Origin of the sequence: Parabacteroides sp. Marseille-P3160, from assembly GCF_900162725.1 — a bacterium.
Lineage (GTDB): Bacteria > Bacteroidota > Bacteroidia > Bacteroidales > Tannerellaceae > Marseille-P3160.
The window spans coordinates 1,761,236-1,778,967 of sequence record NZ_LT799418.1; the positions used below are offsets into that span (position 1 = coordinate 1,761,236).

Sequence of the window (17,732 nt, forward strand, 5' to 3'; positions counted from 1 at the left end):
CCGGTAAATAGTTTTTATTTGAAGGTTTTCATGTATATTTGACGCTGAAAACGGGTATTGGTTTTGTTTGTTAAGATAAATAAAAAATGAGGAAAAAGTTCATGGCGCTTTGCTTAGCGCTGATTGCGTTCGTAAGTTGCGACAGTCTTCAGAAAGGTTTGACCAGTTCGTATAATATGATCCATTGTGATTATAGTTACCAATCTATATCCAATTTGTCGTTGTCCGGAATGGATTTGTCGAATGGGCTTTCGCTGGCTTCCATTCCCAAAGTCACTTCCATTCTGGCAGGTACGGCGACTTCCATCCCTTTGGATTTCGTGCTGAATCTAAATGTGAAGAATCCCAATCAATCGGAAGCGATGCTTCACGGATTGCAATATATTATAAGCATTGATGATATCCAATTTACGACAGGATCGCTGAACCAGACGCTTCAGGTTGGGGCGGGACAAAGCCGTACCTTGCCCCTCGCGATCGGCTTCGACTTGGTCACCCTGATGAAAAATAATTCGAAAGAGGCCATTACCGGTATTGCAAAGAACTTTATCGGCATCGGAACGGAAAAATCAAATGTAACCGTTCAACTTAAACCTACCTTCATGATAGGCGATGTACCCGTGACTTCACCCGTATATATCCCGGTTCATTTTAGCATCGGAGGCAAATGACGGAAATGTTTATTTACGGCCTCCCGTTCTGTTGTCAGTTTTCAGGGGGGAATGATTCCTATTCAGGGAACCCTACTTAATTCGTCCGATGATTTTTTCCATGATTCGTTTTACTGCATCAGATATGCTTATTGCAGAGGTATCAATAATAAGAGAAGACTGCAGTGGAATATCGAATGGGGCAGTGAGCCCTGTGAAGTCCTTAATTTCTCCAGACCTTGCTTTAGCATATAATCCTTTATGGTCACGGGCTTCACAAATGGCTAATGGTGTGCTAACATAGATTTCAAAGTAGTGGGATGAGCCAATTATTTGAGATGCCATTTCCCGGAGATTATTTGTCGGGCAAATAAATGCAGATATCACAATCACGCCATTATCAACAAATAATTTACAGACCTCAGCTATACGACGAATATTCTCGATTCTATCTTCAGAGGAAAACCCTAAATCGGAATTAAGCCCGGAACGTATATTATCGCCATCCAACACACAGGTCAGTCGTCCGTTCTTATGCAATTCTTTTTCCAAAGCTATGGCTAATGTACTTTTCCCCGAGCCGCTAAGCCCTGTCATCCAAATAACAAGGCCGTGCTGTTTTAAGAGTTCCTCTTTATCTTCACGCCGAAGCATTTTGTCGAAAACAGTATAAATTGGATTGCTGATCATCATGTAAATATTTTAAAAAACGCCGATAAATATATAAGAAAAACACAAACAAATGATTGAATAATAGAACTCTTTATCTATTACCGACAATATCTTATGCCTATGAGTTACTTATGTTCTATTTCAAAAGATTCTTTCTGAACGATAAACCAAGGATTCAGAAGGTTTTCTTTATTATATATTAATGGCTGATTGGTCCCGGCTTGATAGATTTCCAAGCCAACACTTCTTATAATTGCATGGCCTGCAGCTGTGTCCCATTCCATCGTTGGGGCAAAACGCGGGTATACATCGGCTTTCCCTTCGGCAACCAATGTTATTTTCAGTGAACTTCCAGCCATAATCAATTGTACCGGTTTATCTTGTGTGGATAATTTATCAATATATTCTTCTGTTTCACGATTACTATGCGAACGCGAAGCAACAACGACAATTCCATCATGTTTTTCCGGGAGTGGCAACGGAATCTTCTGTTCGGCCCATTGTTTCTTGTCAATTGTTATGTTCATCGCTTTGAAAGCTCCTTCTCCTTCTACTCCCCAATATAACGTTTGGGATACAGGGATATAAATAACCCCTAAGACGGGAACGCCTTCAGATATCAACGCAATGTTTACTGTAAATTCACCATTTCGATTAATAAATTCTTTTGTTCCATCCAGCGGATCGACTAACCAAAATAATTTCCACTTTTTTCTTTCCTCATAAGAAATAGACGTCCCTTCTTCACTAAGCACAGGTAAAGATGTTTTTTTTAAATAGGATATAATATCCTTATGGGCTAATCGATCAGCTTTTGTAAGGGGAGAACGATCAGCTTTTAATTTGATCTCAAAATCATCATTTTTATTGTTATATATCTCCAGAATAATCTTTCCGGCTGATATAGCAGCTTGGATAGCAATTGGCAAATATGTATTATATGCTGTCATCTATTATTTTTCCCATTTTGAATAAAAGGCTTATTTTGCTATAGCCATTAGTTTTATCAATTTTGTAATCAAATCAAAATTCCTGTCATTTCCGGAAGTTTCCCATGGTATTTCATTCGTAGAAGCATTCCGTAATTGGAGTAACTTATCAGCATCAGAAGAATCTCCTTTATAGGCTGCAATGCACCATTTTACTAATTGATTATCGGGGTATAATCTCATCCAATTATCAATCTGTTGATTCGCTTCAGTTTCTTTGCCTAATTTATGCAAAGCTAATACAGACAATAGTTCATTAGAATTAAAGGACTTGGGTGCCGGATTTGAATCATTAACAACGGCTTGAAATAAAGAATCTCTTTTAGCGGTAGGGTGGGGAGTGGCCAAAGCTTCGAGGAAATTCTCCAAGCGGTAATCGATTTGGTCTTCATAAGGTTTCCCGACACCGAGATTTTCCAGCCATATTTTTGAACCTTCTATCGCTTTCAGTGCCTTTGAAAATCGCTTGGAATGAATTTCATTGATCGCTTGGTAAAGATAGGAATCCCGATAGACATCGCGTCCGGCAGACGCTCCTTCATTTGGAAGCACCTGGATTTTTTTTAATAATGCAATGCTCTTGGAATATTGTCCATTTTCACACAATGTTCGCGCATATTTAAGTCCGACAACATAATTCTTCGGATACTTTTTATAGTATTTATCAGCTATACTATTTGCTTCTTTCCATTCATTTTGATTCATGAAATAGTTGATCAATGCAACCCCAACACGCCAGCTTTGCTCTATTTCCTCTGCCCTTCTCAGGTCATTGAGGCATTCGTTATTTTCTTTCAACAAGGCCCTGGTCAAATATAAAGGGGCATAATCAGCATCATCGCATTGATTCAATAAAGTAATTGCCTTTTCTTTATTACAGTTCTTATAATAAATCAACGCCTGATAGTATTTTGTCTTCCAGGAAGATTGAATGGAATCAGCCCATTCCAAGGCTTTCAAACTTTCAGGCCTAAAAGGGAAAACCATATTTGGAGAGAGAGCCTCAGTTGCTTCTAACGCTTCAAGCGCTAAATCATCCAACCCTTTCTGATGTAATAAAAAGGCACGTGTGTAGCCCGCTATCGGATAGTTTTGTGCAAAAGAGCATAACTCGATGGCTTCGTCTATACAGCCTTTATCAGCATACCAAAGGGCCATTTCCAAATAGGTCTCATGGGGTAGTTCATTACTTATCAGTGATTTGAAATCGTATTTTGCGCGTTCTGACGGATTTTGAATATAGGCTTCATAACGGATTATATGATTTAGAGGCGTTCCTTCCAATGTTTCAGCAATCAGCCTCCCAGCTTCTACAGGTCGTTTTAAATATCGATAACAAACCAACAATTCCTGTATTGCATCCATATTCCTCGTATTATAATCCAAGCTTTTTAGAGCATAGGTTATTGCCTTTTTATAGTCCTTTTCTGCAATAGAGAGTCCTGCCAGTTGGGCGTAGGCAGCACTCCGAAAGGCTTCGGTATAGGTCGCTACAGAGAAGCCATCTTTTGCATTAGTCGTTTGCCCAAGATACTTGTTTGATAATCCGAAATTGTAATTTGCTTCCCCATCATAAGTATCAATGCTTAAGGCATAAGCGCTCAAACGAAATGCCTCATCATATCTCCCCGTTTGGTTCATCAATGAAGCAAGACGAACAAGCGCCGGCGCAAAATAGGGATCTTTTTCTAAACAAGCTTTAAGATTGGCTTCAGCATTGCTTAACATTTTTATATTCATCCACTGTTCTCCTTTTATATAAAGCCCATAGACCGAATTCCAATCAAAGTCCTTCGGCAATTCGCGTGGGCGGCTGATTTCATAGTCTTGAAGAGATTCGGAATAAACTAATTCATCATCTCCTATGACCAGTTTTAATGTTGCATCCACAGGAACATCAAATTCACCCACCCAAGTCTTTAATATCTCCATCTGGAGTGTGTCTGATTTAATCTCTTTTGTCCCATTATATAAACGAAGCGTTGTTGTACCTTTCTGTACCGGGGAAAAGTAGACGGTAAGCTTGCCTCCATTTCTCTGCCAATTTATTGCACCTATCGTGCTTGCTTTAGAAATACCTCGAGTTTCCTTGACCGGATACCAATATTCCGTCCATTCATCAAATCCTTGGGGAGCAAACGATTTATGCTTAAAAGGCGTAAAAGCGCTTTTTGTTGCAGGTTGGTTGTACATTTTTCCGGATTGTAATTCGACATACTGTCCATCAGTGTCTGTCAGCAAGTCTTCCCAAATCTTTCCATCTTGCGCTTGGCTCCAAAGAAAAATCTTCATGCCAAGTTTCTCATCAGAACGGGCATAATGTATAGAACCGAAATTATCCTCATGCCAATAAGCTCCATAAAAGTCATTATAATAGCCCATCACATGGTAGGATTTTGAACTTTCAAAATCATTATTCTTATACAAAGAAAGATCCCGCCCTTGCTTATCGATTGGAAATGGGTTACTTTCGCCATCATGTCCAATATAACAATTACCGGGATAACAAAATTGAATATCTCCTGCTGCTTTATAGCCTGCATTCATCCATTGATAATAAGGTTGATCCATGGAAGAAGCATTATACCAGGTTGTTTTTGTTGTGAAAAAAGCCTTGTCTTTGGGCAAATTTACTTCGACCGTCCAATTTGACCGGGTAATATAATCGGTAGCTGATAGAAAACAACTGACACTTCCATCCGGATTTGTTCTTGTTATATAATCCACAGGAGTGGCTGATGTAGGTGCATGACCAATAATCCCGAAATTATATTCAATGCCGCCTGAAACCCATGCACCTCGCATAGCAATGTCTCGAAACTTAACTACATGATTATAGTAAATGAACTCTTTTCCTGTTGATTTTTCTACGGCTCCCCATATCTTTCCGCCTATTTCCGGAAAGAGGGTTACTTTTATGTAGTCATTTTCTAGTTCTACTGTTTTCCACTCTCTTTGTTTTCCTTCAGAAGTGAAACCATCGAAACGAAAATAGGGGTAATAAAGATTTTCCGGCCTGGCCACAGGATCAGCATCACTGAAAGGATAAGTCTTCATAGACACTTTTGATTCTATAACTCTGGCGTTTTGAGCTGTCATGATAGAAGCTACGAGGAGCATGCATCCCAATAGAATCAAGCTCTTCATCCTTTGTGAGAATAAGTTAATCATATGTCCCTTTATTAGTTTAATATTAAAGTATATCACCAGTAGCTTTTTCTAACCTGATTATTTTTTCTTTATTATAATCAGGAATCCTTTTCCTTTGGGGACGGTTATCATTTCATCCGGGCGCCATTTCATTTCCGGCTGAAATGCCTCTACTTCGGGGGCATACAAAACTGATTCTGCCGGATTCAAACCTAATGCTTCCCAGTCGATTTTCAACTTGACCGGCGTATCATTATCCTCCCATGTAGCCAAAGAGATCAAGGTTTTATCTCCTTTTTTAACATACGTCGTAGCCAATGTATGCTCTTCGTTTGTCTGTACTGGATTATTCTTCACCCAATAGCCAATCATATCACTTTCTTCAATGCCAAACTCATCCCACACTTTCCATATTGGACGTGGATCTCCTGACCATGGCGCCCGTGAAGTCATTCCATATAACATGCCACGCCATTGGTTACCACCGTCCTGCAGCATTTCCCCCATTAGCCCATACGGTAATCCTGATATCTCTATAAGCCAGAATTCCGGAGGTAAGTTATAGTCAAAATACTCACCAAACCAAAGGCGATCGATATATGGGAAATGTTCCATATAAAGGTTTGCACTATTTGCGAATCCATCACGCTCATTATATTGATTGGCGGAATGAAGGTCAATCATCGCGTTTGGATTTGAGCGCGTAAGAACTTTACGCACACGTTTCATTGTAGTTCGGTCAAATGCTAAATCATCAATATAAAGTCCATCAATGCCAATATTTTGAGTTAACCAATTTAATCCTTCTACATAATAATTATGCCAACGCGATACTCCACTGTTCACAATAGCCGCATCTCTATAGTTTGAAGCATACCATGCCGGAATATAATCTTGGTCGAGATGCTCTTGTAGCCATGAATAGCCTCCACCCGGGCCTTTAGAAAAGATCTCATCACCCAGACTTCGCAAAGCAAACAACTCCGTTGCGCTATTGGATAACTCACGCACCGTGTTATATATTTTTACCTTAATATTCTTTGCATGCGCACCATCAATATAAGCTTTCATTGCCTGTGTACGAAGAAATGGATAATTAATGAACGGATTAATCTCCGTTGCATGATGGACATTTACTATAGTACCGCCATAATCCTCTATTTTATCGATAAAGTCATAAGCATGGTAATAACGGTCCTTCCATTTTTTTATAGTGTTTACAGGTTTAAAGGGAGTAACGGCCAAGTTAAAATAAAACTTTAATACTTCCCCTTTCTTTATTTCCCGAACGCCTGTATATGAAACAACAGAAGAACCTTTTTCTGACTTTCTTATATCTATACCTCCCTTACCATTATTGAACCATGCATCTGGCATCAATAGAGGTTTGTCTTGATAAAAGTTTGTATTTAACGGTCTATCATAAGTATGATCAAACAGACGAATTTGGAGACCTGCATTAATATCTCCGATCCAAGGGCCATCTTGATTGCGTTTTACATTCCATTTCCAATTTAATTTTTCAGGACAATAGCCACCTTTTTCACCTAAACCCATAAAATATTTTGCGACGCCAGGTTTTAGATTGGTTTCTAATCGCATGTCATTTACTTTTATATCTTCTAAAGCCATTAATGTAAGCTTATATTCAATATTACCATCAAACTCCATTGCAGCTTCAAGATTCATAACAAATGACTTGCTTTTATTTAAAGCCTTCCAAGCAATGACGCCCCGTTTTTGCTTAGTGAACTCAAAGTTTAAATTCTCCCATGCACCGTCCTCTCCATCAATAATAAAGTTTATTGGAGAATAGAGAATATCTCGCGGATCTTTACTTATAGTAGTCAATTTTTCTGTAAAAAAGCTAGCAATTTGCTCTGGCAATCCGTTCTTGCCAATCGTAATAGTTCTGCCTAGACAAGAAATGGTTTTGTCATTACGCGTTAGTTCTGTGAAAGGCGCAACCACCTCGTCATCTTCGTCCAGTTGCGAATTCAACCATCTCAGACGTGAATGTCTCCATGGCTCGTTATCTCCAGATGCTTCAATATGATCTTCTGAAACGGTTAATGTAAGGCGGATGTCTTGCGGCTGCATGCCATTGGCTGTAACGAATAGCTTTCCTGTATATATACCAGGTTGGATGTGTGTATTTATCTGAGTACCTATCCATAGAGCCTGGACTTTCCCTTGCGGAACATTACAGATTTTGTGGAAAGCATTCCCTTTCACATCGATCCCTTGGGTATTGAAACAGGTGAAAGTCGATGCGGGAATAATCGCTCCTGTCGGTGAAATAAGATCTGAGAAATCGACGTTTAAGTTTTTTACCGTCTGTTTAGCCGCCCATACACCTATCTGAAATGTGTAATACTCACCACGTTTAGTAGTTCCCTCAAAATAATCGTGCCGGTTGTCTGTAATCCATTTATAAGGAATATTATCAGTCATTCTAATTGGATTGACACGGTCTTCTGTAAAAAAAACAGTTGCTTTTTTTTGTTTATTAAGCAGATCTTCAGTCTCTGCTTTAGTTGCAATAACTTCCATCGGATAGAAGCTGTTAAACTCATCAATTGATTCAAATCGTATTAATTTTGCTTCTGGTAGGTTAGAAGGTTTGACATATTTCTTTAACCACACTTCATCTGCAGTGTTTGAATACGGTTCATAGATTAATTTTTGATAATAGGCTTTACGACTACCCAGTGTCTTTAAATAATAAATATAATAATTCCCTGGAACTGTATTTGGTTGAAAAACAAGTTCACATTGTTCTTTATTAGCCTTAATCTTGTTAACATTCGTGATGCGTTGACCCGTATTAGCATCTATGACCCAAATCTGGTTCTGTTCAGGATGGGCTAAGCGAAGTCGCCAAGGAATTATAACCCTGACAGCATCTGCTTTCTGGTTTACATTTACTACGGCGCGATGGTTTCCCAATGAATCACGATCCCAAATGCCTGTTCCATATAAATTTCTGGAAGGAAGTATATTTTGTGCTTGCAAAGTAATAATTCCTATAAAAAATGGTATAATAAAAAGCTTTAGCTTATTCATAAACGGTTTATTATTAATTTTCAGTTTTCTTTAGTTTCCTTTCTCTTATAGATTGCAATAATCTTTCCTGCGGTTCTCGCTTTTGTTTATCTACAGTGGCTGCCTGTTGTAAAAATTGTGCTTTCAACTGCTTGTTCTTCAATTCAAATTCCTCAATCTCTATAGATGTAAAAGCCTTAATATCTTCTGCCGGAGTAACTAACTTATATCCTAAAGCCGCTAACTCTTTCCCTGCTACTGTTTCAAAGATTCTAATTTCAGCCAAACTTAATTCATTTAAGAATTTATTCTTATTATCTTTCAAGACGGGTTGTTTTACATTTCTCCACATTTCTCCTGCTGCAGAGGTTTGTTCTGATTCTTTGCTTTTGTAGTATTCCAACATTTTTTCTGTATAATCAACACCAATAAAAGAACATATTTTTTTTAATTCTACGTCTGGTTGTGAAATTAGATCCTCATATTTCAGCGCAAAAAAGAAAGCCTTATCAATATTCTTCTGCAATTCTAAGCAAGCCGCTTGGTCTTCCTGCCAACATTTAGCTATAGAATAGATATGTTTTTCACCGACAATCGCTTTTTTAAACGATAGGGCAACATCTCTGCCATCTCTGCAAAGATAAATATATAAGGGATGAATATCGATGGAATCAAATCCTTTAATATAATGGATGTTTTTCATGCTTTTATTTACCCAAATATGCGCACCTACCTGCTGTGCACTTAGCTCATGGATAACACGGAATATTTCATAGAGTGAAAATGTTCGACAATTTCTCGCAATTTCAGCTTCGTCCAATTCGATATTTTCCCATGTAACCGGGTTTAATCTCACAAGTTCACATACATCGTGAATCAGTTCTTCCCAGTTTTGTTTATTGTTAAGTGAGCCATAATATGGCAGCAATGGTAGAAACCGTTGCAAAATATGAGGTGGATGAGGAGCAAAAACATCATCCATTGTATCCAGCATGACTCGTAATAAATTCGAACCGGAACGCTGCGTTCCGATAATTTGTACTGCCTTTATTTTATTCATATATCGATAGAATCAATCCTATTATACCAGCTGCAATGATCATGTATATAGGACTTAGTTTAAATCTAATTGTAAGAAAAACTGCACTTAGGAAAAGAAGTAAAGATATCCAGCTGAATGATATTGTCTGCCCTAAGGCCGGGACAGACGCAAAAATCATTCCAATAACAGCAGGACGAATTCCTTTAAATATAGCATTTATATCTTTTGACCCTTTTAAGAATTCTAAAAAGCGGGAGCAAAGTATCATTAATATAGCTGGTGGTATAAAAAAGGAGAGAGTCGATATGCAAGCTCCATATATTCCCCATACTTTATAACCAATAAATGCAGCACTGATAAAAATTGGTCCTGGCGTCATTTGAGTAATGGCGATACCATCTGCAAATTCTGTAGATGTAAGCCAATGTAGGTTCTCTACAAACATTTCATGTAAAGTAGGGATTACAACATATCCTCCACCGAAAAGAGTTAGACTCATACCTGAAAAGATAGATGCCAATTGAACCGGAACGGATTTATTTTCAATAAAATGAAGCCCTATAATAAAAAAGAAAAGCATCGCGACTATTGAAATACTGGTAATAATTAATGAATTCGCTTGATGCCTTTTTATTGAATCACTAATGACCGGTTGCTTTTTAGGGCGAAAATATAGCCACCCCCATGTACCTCCGGCAATTATTACACATAGGATTGTAACATATCCTGTTATGAAAATAATGGTCACACAAGAAATTATCATGACAGTTCCCTGTGCCCATGAGGTTATTTGCTTTTTACCCATATTATAACCAACGGCAAGAATTAATCCGGTCACGACAGGTAATATCATTTCAAATACTTTGCGGACGATTGGCGTCTGCCCATAGTTAAAATAGCAAAAGGAAAACAAGAGTATCAAAAGGAAAGCCGGAACCAGTATTGCGATAAAAGCTATAACAGCACCAATATATCCACGTAATTTATATCCAACATAAACCACCACATTAAAGGCAATTGGGCCCGGCAAGACTGAAGCTAAAGAAATGGCATCTAATAATTCTTCTTCGGGTAACTTTCGGTCAATTTCACAAACCTGACGTTGTACCATGGTAACTAATGACATATATCCGCCAAACGTTGTTGCACCAATTTTCAGAAAGGTCAGGAGAATATAACTATATGTTACTTTAGACTCGTTCATGATTATTTTACTTTTTCAAAATACGCTTTCCACGTTTCGGAAGGTACATAGGTGGCACGGTATGGTGCAAAAGATAAGTTAATCTGCCATAGTATTTTCCCATCTTGGCCGGTAATAACAACAGCCCCTCTTTTTGAACTTGTTTGTAATATGTTTCCATTCGGTAATAAATAGGCACTTCCCATTCGCGACGTATATAATTCTGAAGGTAATGGAGCATTCAATCGGATGTCAGCCGTTTTATTTTTTTCATCCAAAAGAAAGGATTTAGCGCCTGATCTTTTATCATATAAACCGTTATCAAAAAGCATTAACTCGCCCTTTGAATTAAAATGAGGAGAATGTTGAAATGAAAAATAGGTAGTCGTGTCCATCGCAAAATCCCCATTTCTTCCAAACTTCCATTCAATATCACCTGTTTGGCGGTTTATTTTCCAAACTTGGTCTTCTATAGGTGCTGATAAATAATAATTTCCTTTCTCGTCCAAGCATAATCCGTTTATATGAAAACGGTCATATTTATACCTTTCTATATAGGGATCATTATCTGTATCCCAATGATCCCAAATTGACCATTTATCAAGAATATTTCCCAGCGTATCCAGAACTAAAATGCCATCTCCGCCAAGTGTGTCTGTTTCTAGTTTGTTAAACATTCTTTTTTCGATAATTTTCTTGGGACGATACAATGCTAAAATCTGATGTTTCTCATTCATTAAAACATCATGATGAATACTCTGAAAATCCTTTTCCGAATGAATTTTGTCAAGGTCAAATCGCCACAATAATTTGCCGGACAAGCTAATTTCAGCAATTGCTGTTCCACCAGCGAAACCAATAGAGCCGCGACGCATCGGCTTTTTTTCTTCATCCGCATGAACTTCTTCTTCAGATTGTGGTAGGTCGTCTCTAATATCTTGAATAGGAGGCCTAAGCATTGCAAGAATTGTACCTCGTGGGGTAATACAAGCAGATCGAACGCCAATATCTTCTACCTGCCAATACCATCTCACTTCTCCCTCGGCATCCATTATCAAAATATAACCAGGCACCCGGCCATATGTTACCATCACCATACCATCTCCTAAAGCTGTAGCCTCATGTGGCCGCTCTTCTGTTAACCAATGATTAACCAACCAGGGCGATTGCTTGCGCGTCTTGAATGTATATTTCTTGGTTGAAAAATGAAAAAAGTCATGAACAATAACCTTATAGGTATATTCAGAGTCAGCCTTCAATAACAACAAATCAATATGATGAATTGTATCTTTGCTTGTAATTGGGGTTCGGAATGTCTCTCCAGTTTTTACTTCAGTATATTCAACATTTACTTTTGCCGGTTTATTCAGTACAATATCTACAGCATAGTGCATTGCTGAATGTTGATCGGAAAAGGTAATATCTTTAATCGTTGGTTGTTTTAGTTTATAAGCCCCACTAATTAATCCAATAATGAGCAATAAAATTGTGATAGAAAGAACAATGTTTTTATTACGTTTATTCATGCTTGAAGTCAAATGATTATAGAAATGAAAGACAACTGTCAGTTCATCCTTCGTTCAGGATGCTTTTGACAGTTGTTCTTTCCGATATCTAAAAATTAATTATACCATTTTATGGTAAACGTTCGGGATTCGATGCCGCCATCTCTTGATTCAATAGTGCATCAACTAAAGGATAAGGGAAGTATCGTAATTTAGTCGTCACATTGGTCGGATTTGCAATACCAATTTTCTTCAAATACGCGTTAACGACTTCTTCATATTTTCCAAAACGAATCAAGTCTGCTTTCCGTTGGAATTCAAAGACCAATTCCCAGCCTCTTTCGCTAAGAATAGCATCATTCATCGTTTCTTTAGTTGTCGGAATGGGGAAACGGGCATTTTCGCCATAAACAGGGGCGCCAGCTCGTTTTCTGATTTCATTCAGATAAGGTAATGCTGCTGCCGGTCCATTTAAATTATTTTCAATCTCCGCTTTACACAGAATGACATCTGATAAACGGAAAATAGAGATGGTACGGCCATCATAATATGAATCAGAAACCATCTCATATGAATATTTCATAGTAGCAACATTCCGCATTAACTTTGTCGTGTCATTAGGAGGCGTCGTTTGTCCTTCATTTGGAAGATAATAGAAGAAACCATTAGTGGTGGTTTCGTCTCTTGGGTCTTTTCCTGTATAGTTATAATAGAAGAAATCCCGACGTGGATCTTCTTTATCGTAAGTCCTCCAAAAAGGCAATGATACGGCATAATATTGCCAGCGGTTAGATACTTCCGGATGGTCTGTCGGTCCGAAGTGATTCGCTATCTCTCCCCCGTTTTGGGATGACTCATGCAGAATACAAAAGATCATCTCACTGTCGAATTTATTAGACTCGGACCATACGTTTTTGAAATCAGGATTCAATCGATAGACTCCTTTGTCACGAAGAGATAATACCATGTCGATATAGGTTTTAGCATTGGCATAATCATGTTCGCGCAGATATAATTTACCAAGAAGGGTCGCTGCCGCGCCTTTAGTTGCTCTGGATTTATCCGTATCCCATTTTTCAGGCAATACATTGATGCACTCTTTCAAATCCTCTACAAGGAAAGATACGATTTCAGACACAGGGGTTAATGGTGCATTTTCAGCTTTTGCCGGATCTACAATTTGAGTATAAAAAGGTATCGGTCCAAACATATCGGTCAAATCACGATAGGCTAAAGCACGTAAAAACTTTGCCTGTCCGATAATTTGCGATTTTTTTGTCGCATCCATGGAAATGTTGTCAATATTTGCTAACAAAATATTTGCGTTAGTAATAACTAAATAAGCAAACTGATAATTATATCTAAAATATCGATTGTTTGCATCATAAGTCATTGTACTCAACTTACTCGGATCACCGGCAGCCGTAGAGAAGCCCATATCAGTGGCATAATCAGTAGTCATGACAAGATAACCTCCATAATACATCCATGCATCCCCAGGATATGGATTTAGGTCAGCGTAGACTCCAATTAGGGCCGCGTCGATATCAGCTTCAGTTGAGTAAGCATTAGCAGTCGTTAAGTTACTATATAAAGTCGGCTCTAAATCGGTACAGGATATAAGTCCGATAAATCCCATACAGCAAAGCCCCATCAAATATTTTTTCATATTCTTTCTTTTTAATAGGTTATTAGAATGTAACATTTAATCCTAAAGTATAAGTTCTCATTGCAGGATAGGAATTAAAATCTAATCCGACTCCACCGTTCGCTGTTTGGCCGCCATTACCGCCAGTTTCATAAGCTTTCGTATCAACTTCGGGATCCCATCCGGAGTAACCTGTTATCGTGAATAAATTCTCAGCTTGAGCAAAGACACGCATATTACTGATGATTTTCTTAAATGGTATAGTATATCCTAATGTTAAATTCTTTAGGCGTACATAGGATGCATTTTCAATAAAATGATCATTTATATAACCACCATATTGGGAATAATAGAATCCGTTACGAGGAATATCCGTATTTGTATTTGTTGGAGTCCATCTGTTCAAAGCCTCTTCTGTACGATTCCATTCAAGATTCATTCGGGTCATATTCAATAGATCATAGCCTACAGCTCCTTGAAAGAAGATGCTTAGATCAAATCCCTTATAAAAGAAATTATTTGTAAGTCCAAAAGTAAAGTCCGGATTTGCATTTCCTATAATAGTCCGGTCATCTGAATCGATTTTGCCATCTCCATTTACATCAACAAATTTAGGATCTCCTGCTTGGGCATTGGGTTGGAGGGCATATGTTTCATTCGCTTGCAAAACACCTGCATATTTATATCCGAATAAAGAACCTAAAGACTCTCCCTCTCTAATGATCGCATAGGATTCTTCAGAAACAGTCCCCATCGGCTTGGAAGATGTTAAAAATATATCCTTACCGCCTATGTCTAATATTTTATTCCGATTCATTGCAAAGTTCAGTTTTGTATCCCATTTAAATTCACCGATTAGGTTTTGGGACGAAAACTCAAATTCCACGCCCATATTTCTCAATGAACCTATATTCCGTTGTCCGGATGTGAATCCGGTATAGAGCGGCAAACTGACATTTAACAGCAAATCACTTGTCTTTTTATAATATCCATCAATAGTCGCTAAAAGCCGATTATTAAAGAAACCCATATCAAGGCCAATATTATACTGAGCTGTACTTTCCCATTTCAATCCTTGATTCTCTGCATTAGATGCATTAAGATGTGTCCCGGCATTATTATTATTTCCGTCTAATGTAATATGCGTATTTGACATCAAGGCATATGCGGCATAATCACCGATTCGCTCATTACCTGTGACTCCGTAACCAAATCGTAATTTTAAATTGCTAAAGGCATCCAGATTTTTAATGAAATCTTCTTCACCCAATCGCCAGGCAAGTGAAGTTGAAGGGAATGTTCCCCAATGATTATTTATCCCAAAACGGGAAGAACCATCCCGACGAATAGTAACAGTTGCTAAATATTTATCATTGAATGTATAATTAAAACGGCTGAAAAATGAGATCAATATATTCTCCGTTTTATTCGAAGCTTTACTTGTAATCGTACTGGCTGCTCCCATATTGTTATATCCGAAGAGATCCGTTGAAAATCCCTTGGCTTTCATATCCCGGTATTCTCCATTATATTTTTCATATGTGTAACCACCCATTATATTAATATCGTGAACTTTATTAAATGTTTTAGTATAGGTGATAATTCCTTCCAAAAGCTGGCGCGTTGAATTAAAATCATATGTAGATGCTACGCCATTATCTATACCGCCTTGATATGTAGATCTCGGAAGATAGCTTCCTCTGAATGTACGTAACAATTCCACACCTATGGTGGCTTTGGCGCGTAGTCCTGTAATCGGCTCAATCTCTACAAATGTTGTCCCGTTAAATTTATCCTGGGTTTTATCATTCTTACGCTCTAACAGGTTAGCTATAGGGTTATCGCCTCTACCTCCCGGGGGACGACCGTATGAACCATCATTATTGTATGCCGGAACTGTTGGATCGTATGTCATAATGGAAAGCAAAACATTTGAATTAACAATATTCCCTGAATATTCTTGATAATTCTGTGTTTCCCGATGCGCATAAACTGTTGCTCCTGCTTTAATATAGTCATTAATCGTCTGATCAACGTTCACACGTCCTGAAATACGTTTGAATGATGTATTTTTCAAGATGCCATCCTGATTAAAGAGCCCCAGGCTGGTTAATACTTTTGTTTTTTCCGAACCTCCACGGAATGTTATATTATGGTCCTGTACCAAACCTACACGTGTCGTTTCTTTGATCCAGTCCGTATTGACATTACTGGCCAATTGAGATTCCGTATAAGCTCCGTTTTCTTCATTCTCCTGCCCTGCAATCTCTTTATATAATGCATTAGCAAGATTCATATAATCTTTTCCGTTAAGCATGTGGAATGGGTTCTGGATTTGTTGAGCGCCCAGATATCCATTGTACGATATTTTATTCTCACCCGCTTTTCCTCGTTTAGTTGTAATCAAAATCACCCCATTGGCACCGCGGGCTCCATAGATTGCGGTCGCTGAAGCATCTTTAAGGATTTGCATAGACTCAATATCATTAGGATTCAGGTTTAATCCCTCAGACGTTGGAAATCCATCGATTACATATAACGGCTCATTTGAACTACTAATCGAGTTATTCCCTCTGATTCTTACCGAAATTGTTCCACCCGGTGCTTTCGATGACTGGCGGACATCAACACCGGCAGTTTTCCCTTGTAAAGCTTGGGCCGCATTACTTACGGTACCACCCATCACCATATTATCCGACGACACAGTAGCTACAGCACCTGTCAAGTCTCTTTTCTTTTGGTAACCATAACCAATAGCAACAACTTCATTCAGGGCAATTGCGTCATCAACTAACAAAGCGTTAATAACAGTTTCTTCCCTAACCTGGATTTCTTGCTTTTGCATTCCGATAAACGTGAACACGAGAGTTGCGTTATTTGGTACATTACCAATCGTGTACTTACCATCAACATCTGTGATAGTTGCTCTTGTAGTCCCTTTAATTGATACATTCACACCGGGCATTGGTTCTCCAAGCTTATCTTTTACTATACCGCTTACGGCATGGCCTTGCTGTTGTACCCCTTCATTGATAATAGAAGAAGAAACGGTTCCCAATGAAAGGCGTGGCCCATTTTCCGCAAAGACACCAAATGTGATACACCCAAGCATCCCTCCAATAATAAACAAATGTTTTCTCATACAAACAAACTCTTGTTGAATTATTAATGTGAATCAGAAGTAAAGATTCTCCTGATTCTATTTCTATTAAAAAACGCTTTTTCAACAAAATAAACGCATAGATATTACCTCTCAAGACCAATCATATTGATCTGAGAATAATATGGATTTATTGTCTGCACGAAAAAATGTCTATCTGTATTTCATTTATACAAAACCTTCAAAGTATAGTGATAATCTATTTACGATACATCAGAAACCAAGCCATTTTCATAACTATAAAAATTATCATACGGGAGCCTTCTATAGCCTTTACGCTTCTTTGTTATCCCTTTCAAATAAATAATGTATATATGCCTAATACCTATTCCTATATGTTTATATCTGCCTGGTATTTAAGTGTTATTTGATGATTTTGACAATTATCAAAGAGAATTTGACAATTTATCTTTTCAAATCAAAAAAGGCAGGATATAATATATATCTTCTGTAAAATTCTCAAATGTGGGCAAAAATGTGAAAAGTAAAAAATGATGATAGCCTGCTTTATTCTTGTATCAAAAATTTGTCGACATAAATATTTACTTTAAATTGGTTAAATGAGAATACAAATATTCAAAGAACGTACAAATTCAGATTAACATCTGAATTTTTTCATCCAATGGAGAAAATAACCATGACGTTTAATTGTTTTTCTTAAAATGATTTACTACATATTAATTAATGA

10 protein-coding genes are annotated in these 17,732 nt (G+C 37.9%); 1 reads left to right on the forward strand and 9 read right to left on the reverse strand.

The features are described 5' to 3' along the window. Positions 1–86 precede the first annotated feature (86 nt). Positions 87–671: a hypothetical protein gene (locus tag BQ8014_RS07030; protein WP_080903751.1), complete on the forward strand. Its 585-nt coding sequence runs from the start codon at positions 87–89 to the stop codon at positions 669–671. 72 nt (positions 672–743) lie between these two features. On the opposite strand, the gene cysC is transcribed toward BQ8014_RS07030, so the two are convergent. The 9 genes from cysC to BQ8014_RS07075 form a co-directional block, all read right to left on the reverse strand. Further along, positions 744–1,343 carry an adenylyl-sulfate kinase gene (gene cysC / locus BQ8014_RS07035; protein WP_200814365.1) on the reverse strand — a complete coding sequence of 200 codons (600 nt, stop codon included), beginning with the start codon at positions 1,341–1,343 and terminating at the stop codon, positions 744–746. A gap of 104 nt (positions 1,344–1,447) precedes the next feature. Further along, positions 1,448–2,272 carry a 3'(2'),5'-bisphosphate nucleotidase CysQ gene (gene cysQ, locus BQ8014_RS07040; RefSeq protein ID WP_080903752.1) on the reverse strand — a complete coding sequence of 275 codons (825 nt, stop codon included), beginning with the start codon at positions 2,270–2,272 and terminating at the stop codon, positions 1,448–1,450. A 30-nt stretch (positions 2,273–2,302) separates the two neighbouring features. After that, positions 2,303–5,482, reverse strand: a complete 3,180-nt coding sequence (locus BQ8014_RS07045; protein ID WP_234998000.1) for a DUF5107 domain-containing protein — start codon at positions 5,480–5,482, stop codon at positions 2,303–2,305. 57 nt (positions 5,483–5,539) lie between these two features. Continuing rightward, complete coding sequence (locus BQ8014_RS07050; RefSeq protein ID WP_080903754.1) at positions 5,540–8,527, reverse strand: glycoside hydrolase domain-containing protein; 2,988 nt, start codon at positions 8,525–8,527, stop codon at positions 5,540–5,542. A gap of 13 nt (positions 8,528–8,540) precedes the next feature. After that, positions 8,541–9,566, reverse strand: coding sequence for a sulfotransferase family protein (locus BQ8014_RS07055; RefSeq protein ID WP_080903755.1), 1,026 nt, complete (start codon positions 9,564–9,566; stop codon positions 8,541–8,543). Beyond that, complete coding sequence (gene chrA, locus BQ8014_RS07060; RefSeq protein WP_080903756.1) at positions 9,559–10,752, reverse strand: chromate efflux transporter; 1,194 nt, start codon at positions 10,750–10,752, stop codon at positions 9,559–9,561. The genes BQ8014_RS07055 and chrA overlap by 8 nt, the downstream gene beginning before the upstream one ends. Before the next feature lie 2 nt (positions 10,753–10,754). Continuing rightward, positions 10,755–12,257, reverse strand: a complete 1,503-nt coding sequence (locus tag BQ8014_RS07065) for an aryl-sulfate sulfotransferase (RefSeq protein WP_080903757.1) — start codon at positions 12,255–12,257, stop codon at positions 10,755–10,757. A 109-nt stretch (positions 12,258–12,366) separates the two neighbouring features. Next, complete coding sequence (locus BQ8014_RS07070) at positions 12,367–13,905, reverse strand: RagB/SusD family nutrient uptake outer membrane protein (RefSeq protein WP_234998001.1); 1,539 nt, start codon at positions 13,903–13,905, stop codon at positions 12,367–12,369. A gap of 22 nt (positions 13,906–13,927) precedes the next feature. Further along, positions 13,928–17,026 (reverse strand): SusC/RagA family TonB-linked outer membrane protein, encoded by a 3,099-nt coding sequence (locus BQ8014_RS07075; RefSeq protein WP_080903759.1) that lies wholly within the window; start codon positions 17,024–17,026, stop codon positions 13,928–13,930. Positions 17,027–17,732 lie beyond the last annotated feature (706 nt).

Bases quoted from the DNA above. Each gene is read 5' to 3' on its own strand.
- BQ8014_RS07065 (WP_080903757.1), bottom strand. From the start codon at position 12,257: ATGAATAAACGTAATAAAAACATTGTTCTTTCTATCACAATTTTATTG.
- BQ8014_RS07030 (WP_080903751.1), top strand. From the start codon at position 87: ATGAGGAAAAAGTTCATGGCGCTTTGCTTAGCGCTGATTGCGTTCGTA.
- BQ8014_RS07070 (WP_234998001.1), bottom strand. From the start codon at position 13,905: ATGAAAAAATATTTGATGGGGCTTTGCTGTATGGGATTTATCGGACTT.
- BQ8014_RS07050 (WP_080903754.1), bottom strand. From the start codon at position 8,527: ATGAATAAGCTAAAGCTTTTTATTATACCATTTTTTATAGGAATTATT.
- cysC (WP_200814365.1), bottom strand. From the start codon at position 1,343: ATGATGATCAGCAATCCAATTTATACTGTTTTCGACAAAATGCTTCGG.
- cysQ (WP_080903752.1), bottom strand. From the start codon at position 2,272: ATGACAGCATATAATACATATTTGCCAATTGCTATCCAAGCTGCTATA.
- BQ8014_RS07045 (WP_234998000.1), bottom strand. From the start codon at position 5,482: ATGATTAACTTATTCTCACAAAGGATGAAGAGCTTGATTCTATTGGGA.
- chrA (WP_080903756.1), bottom strand. From the start codon at position 10,752: ATGAACGAGTCTAAAGTAACATATAGTTATATTCTCCTGACCTTTCTG.
- BQ8014_RS07075 (WP_080903759.1), bottom strand. From the start codon at position 17,026: ATGAGAAAACATTTGTTTATTATTGGAGGGATGCTTGGGTGTATCACA.
- BQ8014_RS07055 (WP_080903755.1), bottom strand. From the start codon at position 9,566: ATGAATAAAATAAAGGCAGTACAAATTATCGGAACGCAGCGTTCCGGT.